Origin of the sequence: Saliniramus sp. (assembly GCF_035311605.1) — a bacterium.
Classification (GTDB): Bacteria; Pseudomonadota; Alphaproteobacteria; order Rhizobiales; family Beijerinckiaceae; genus Saliniramus.
Genome location: NZ_DATGCW010000374.1, coordinates 1 through 4,025 on the forward strand (window position 1 = coordinate 1; position 4,025 = coordinate 4,025).

At 62.2% G+C, this 4,025-nt stretch carries 3 protein-coding genes and 1 pseudogene; all 4 read left to right on the forward strand.

What is annotated here, in order from left to right:
- A pseudogene (locus VKP01_RS16610) lies at nt 1-195 on the forward strand (hypothetical protein); the annotation flags it as partial.
- Nucleotides 196-273: 78 nt separating this feature from the next.
- Entirely contained in the window at nt 274-2,457 is a 2,184-nt protein-coding gene (locus VKP01_RS16615) for a putative bifunctional diguanylate cyclase/phosphodiesterase (RefSeq protein WP_324414261.1), read from the forward strand.
- 172 nt (nt 2,458-2,629) lie between these two features.
- Nucleotides 2,630-3,526 (forward strand): hypothetical protein, encoded by an 897-nt coding sequence (locus VKP01_RS16620; protein WP_324414262.1) that lies wholly within the window; start codon nt 2,630-2,632, stop codon nt 3,524-3,526.
- Between the two features lie 171 nt (nt 3,527-3,697).
- Nucleotides 3,698-4,025: hypothetical protein (locus tag VKP01_RS16625; RefSeq protein ID WP_324414263.1), on the forward strand; the 328-nt coding region annotated here is incomplete at its 3' end.

The window sequence follows — 4,025 nt, forward strand, 5'->3', positions numbered from 1 at the left end:
AAACCGCCGGGATGGCAGGGTGTCAGGACCGGGCTGCGCGCCGTGCGGGTCGATGTGAACGAGCAGAACTGGCCGGCACGTGCCTTCTATGCGCGGATCGGTTTCACGCCGGCCGGACGCTCGCGGCTCGATGCCTGCGGGCGCCCCTATCCGATCCTGCATCTGCGGCTGGAGGCCGATGCGCCATTCCCTTAGGGAAGCTTCACGCGATTCTAACCTTTGCCGTGAGAGGGTGTATCTGCCCCGAGGGCGGCTCTTGCGGAGATGGTATCGATGGCGGCCTCACGTTTACAGGCGGATGTGACGGAAGCTGACGGCAAAAGCCGTCCGCCAGAGCCCGTCATGCCGAACGCCCCGATTCCGGCAGAACCTCCTCCACATGAAATTCTGCCGCATCTTCTGTTGCAGATGGTGCAGGGGGTGATCGTCATCGCCGCTGATGGCCGGGTCGTCCTTTGCAATCCGCGCGCGGCAGAGGTTCTTGGCTGGCATGTACCCGTGCAACCGCAAGAGCATGATCGCGTCGCACTCGATGCGCGTGAAAGCGCGATCGGTCTCGGGCGCGCGGGCGCGCGCCGCCATGTCAGCCGCTATCCGCTGCCCGACGGTGGCGAATTGCGGCTCTACAGCGATCCCGACTGGCTGCGGCGTCCCGTCGACCGCGACATGCTGGATGCCGGTGACGGCGACAGCCTGTTTCGCAACAGCGTCATCGGCGTCTATCGCTCGAGCCTCGACGGCAAGCAGGTGCGTGCCAATCCCGCTCTCGTCAAGCTCAACGGCATGGAGAGCGAGGAAGATCTGATCGCGGTGGTTATGGATATCGGCACCGAATGGTACGTCGATCCCAGGCGCCGTCACGAGTTCGCGCGTCTGATGCATGAACATGGCGAGGTCACCGATTTCGTCTCCGAGGTGATTACCACAGGATCGCGCCGGCGGATCTGGGTGTCCGAGAATGCCTGGGTCGTGCGTGACGCGCGGGGCAATCCCGCTTTCTACGAGGGTACCGTCGTCGAAGCCTCGCAGCGCATTCGCGACGAGGCGCGCAACGCGCATCTCGCCCGCCATGATGGGCTGACCGGGCTGGCCAATCGCACGCATTTCCATGAAGAATTGCGCGGTGCGCTCCAGGCCCGGGCGCTGCAGGCCGAAGCGCGGCAGATCAATGCGATCGCACGCGAACCCGAAGCCGCCATCGCGCTCGTCTGCGTCGATCTTGACCGGTTCAAGGACGTCAACGACACGCTCGGCCACGAGGCCGGCGATGCGCTGTTGCGCGCGGTCGCGGAGCGCCTCGCCGCAGCTGCGGGCGGGCGCGATTGTGCCGGGCGGCTGGGCGGTGACGAATTCGCGCTGATCCTCGAGCAGATCGCTGATGGCAATGCCCTTGAAGAGCGGCTCGACAGCCTGATCACCGCCCTGCGCGCGCCGCTCTACCTGGCCGGGCGTGAATACCACCCCTCCGTCAGCATCGGCGCCGCGCTGGCGCCGCGTGATGGCGCGGAGGCGGATGACCTTTATCGCAGTGCCGATGCCGCGCTCTACGCCGTCAAGGCCGGAGGGCGCGACGCCTGGCGGGTCTTCGATGGCGATCTGCGCCGGCAGGCCCTGCGGCAACGCAGCCTCGCCCGGGCGCTGGCCGGTCTGCTCAACGATGGGGATCCCGCCGGCAAGGCGGGCGCGATGATGCCTGCGCCTTTGCGTCTGGCTTATACGCCGTTCATCGCCATGGCTGACGGGCGCCATGCGGGTTTTTCGGTGACACCGGTCTGGCAGCATCCGGAGGGGGAGGTGGCCGGGCGCGAGCTTCTGGCCATTGCCGAGGCGAGCAATCTCGCCGGCAACCTGTTCGGCCGGATGCTGACCGAGGTGATCGCCATGCGCGGGCGGCTCCTCGCGCAGGGGCATGATCCGGGTCTGTTCAGCATGCCCGTATCCGCCGCTTTGCTGCGCGATCCGCAACGCCCCACAGCGATCGAGGCGGTGTTGCGCGATGCCGGGATCCTGCCGGTGCATCTCGAACTGGCCTTGCCCGAAGAGGCCCTGCATGAGCGTTCCGCCGACGTCATCCGCGATGCGCTGGTCTATCTTTCGCAGGCCGGCATGCGTATCGCGCTGGAGGATTTCGGCTCGGGCCATGCCTCGCTGACGCAATTGCGGCGGTTCCCGGTTGATGTGGTGCGCATGGGTGAAGCGCTCATCGCGGGTATCGACCGGCCCGGTGCCGAGGCCGATCTGCCGCAGACGATCCTTGCGCTCGCACGCGGTTTCGGCCTCCAGGGTGCCGCCGGTGGCATTGCGCGACAGGCGCAGTTCGACCAGCTCGCGCGCTGGGGCTGTCATTACGTGCAGGGCGATCTGCTCAGCCCGCGCCTGGAGCGTGACGGCGCCGTCACGGCCTATCTCGCCGCGCGCGCAGCGATCATCGATAACGCCGACGCTTTCCTGGTCTGAACCTGATCGCACCGGGAGGGCTGGTGCAAATACACAGGTGGCGCGAGCGGTTCTATTAAAATGTATTCAGTTTATGGTTAACAATTATTATTAGTTGTTTAAAATTATTTGCGAGCATAAACGGAATGAGTTATCAAGAATTGCGGTATAAAGAATGTATGGGAGTTATGTGATGAGCAATTTGATGGTTCTCGAGCGGACGAGCCATGTCCCAAACAACGCAGCTGTCCCGGACGGGGGTGCTGAAGAATTTGGCAGCGCACTTTCCGGTTCGATGCGACAATCCGGATCTGTCCTTGGCGCCCAGCCGATCAGTGATCAGGGCGCATTCCCGAGTGATCAGGCGGAACAGGTCTATGCACAGGGATATTTGGACGGGCTTCGTGCTGCCGGGCTGAATGATGCCGGGCCTCCTGTCGCGGATCCGGCGATGATGACGGGCGGGGGCAGTCTCGTTGGTGGCCTTGGTCCTGATATGATGGGTTTCTATCAGACGGATCCCTACGCAGATCCGTATGCCATGCGCTCGACTGAGGTCGGCGCGCCTTTCGGTATGCAGGGCATGGGCCCGGGTGTTCCGGACGAGCTGGCCGGAGCGATTCTCTTTCTCGAGCGCATGATGCAACTGCTCACCATGCTGGAGCGGTTGGCCAACCAGTTCCCCGGCGGCTCACAGGCCGGGGGCATGCAGTACCCGGACATGATGACGCCGGGCGGTATGTCGGTCGATAGCACCTTGAGGGCGGGTGAACGCGATGTCCAACTGACGGATGGGCAGGACATGTCGATCATGCCGGTTGATGATGGCAGCGGTCGAGGGCCTGCGGCTCCTAGCGTATATTCGGACCCGAGCCTCGTGCCGCCCTGGATGCGAGAGACTGATGAATCTGGCGTATACGAGCCGATCCCGATTTCCGAATATCCGAATGCCGGGGGCGATCGCGAGCAGGTTGCCGAGCCCTCACCTCTGAGTGACCTCGACGGCAACATCGCCGATGGGCTTCCGATCGACATGAATGCATCGGAGGAACGCGCAACAGAGGATCTGCTCGAAGAGGAAGCCGCCTGATGCGGGCAGGCGATGCCATGTCGACCCAGGAGACGGCCTCCCCCGTGTGGGGAGGTCGTTTTGTTTTAATTTTCGCAAAATATATAATTTTTAGTTATTTAAAATATATTGAAATTATTCAGAAAATTTACCACAGTGCTTTCATTATTTCATTGGTTTCAGGAGACAGATATGAATCTCAATATGCCGAACGTGCTTTCCACTGTAGGCCAGATCGCTAATGAACCGATTCTGGAGAAGGGAGCTCAGGCGTTTTCTCTCGCGACGCAACGCTTCGACTCCTCTAATCCTCTGGGGTCCATGCTTCCGACTGCTTCGGGGGTTTTTAACGTTTTCAACGAGGGAGAGTTGTCGAGGCAGGTTGATGAGCTTATGGTTCGTCTCACGAGCGGTCAGATGAAGCCGGAAGATCTTTTTGGCGCATTCGAAGCGGCCGGGTTTGCTCCGACCGATTTCCGGCTCGCTGCAATCGTTGAGTTCCTCCCGCAGGTCCTCGACG

What these genes read in the sequence shown, in the direction of transcription:
- VKP01_RS16615 (WP_324414261.1), top strand. Translation starts at nt 274, where the DNA reads ATGGCGGCCTCACGTTTACAGGCGGATGTGACGGAAGCTGACGGCAAA.
- VKP01_RS16620 (WP_324414262.1), top strand. Translation starts at nt 2,630, where the DNA reads ATGAGCAATTTGATGGTTCTCGAGCGGACGAGCCATGTCCCAAACAAC.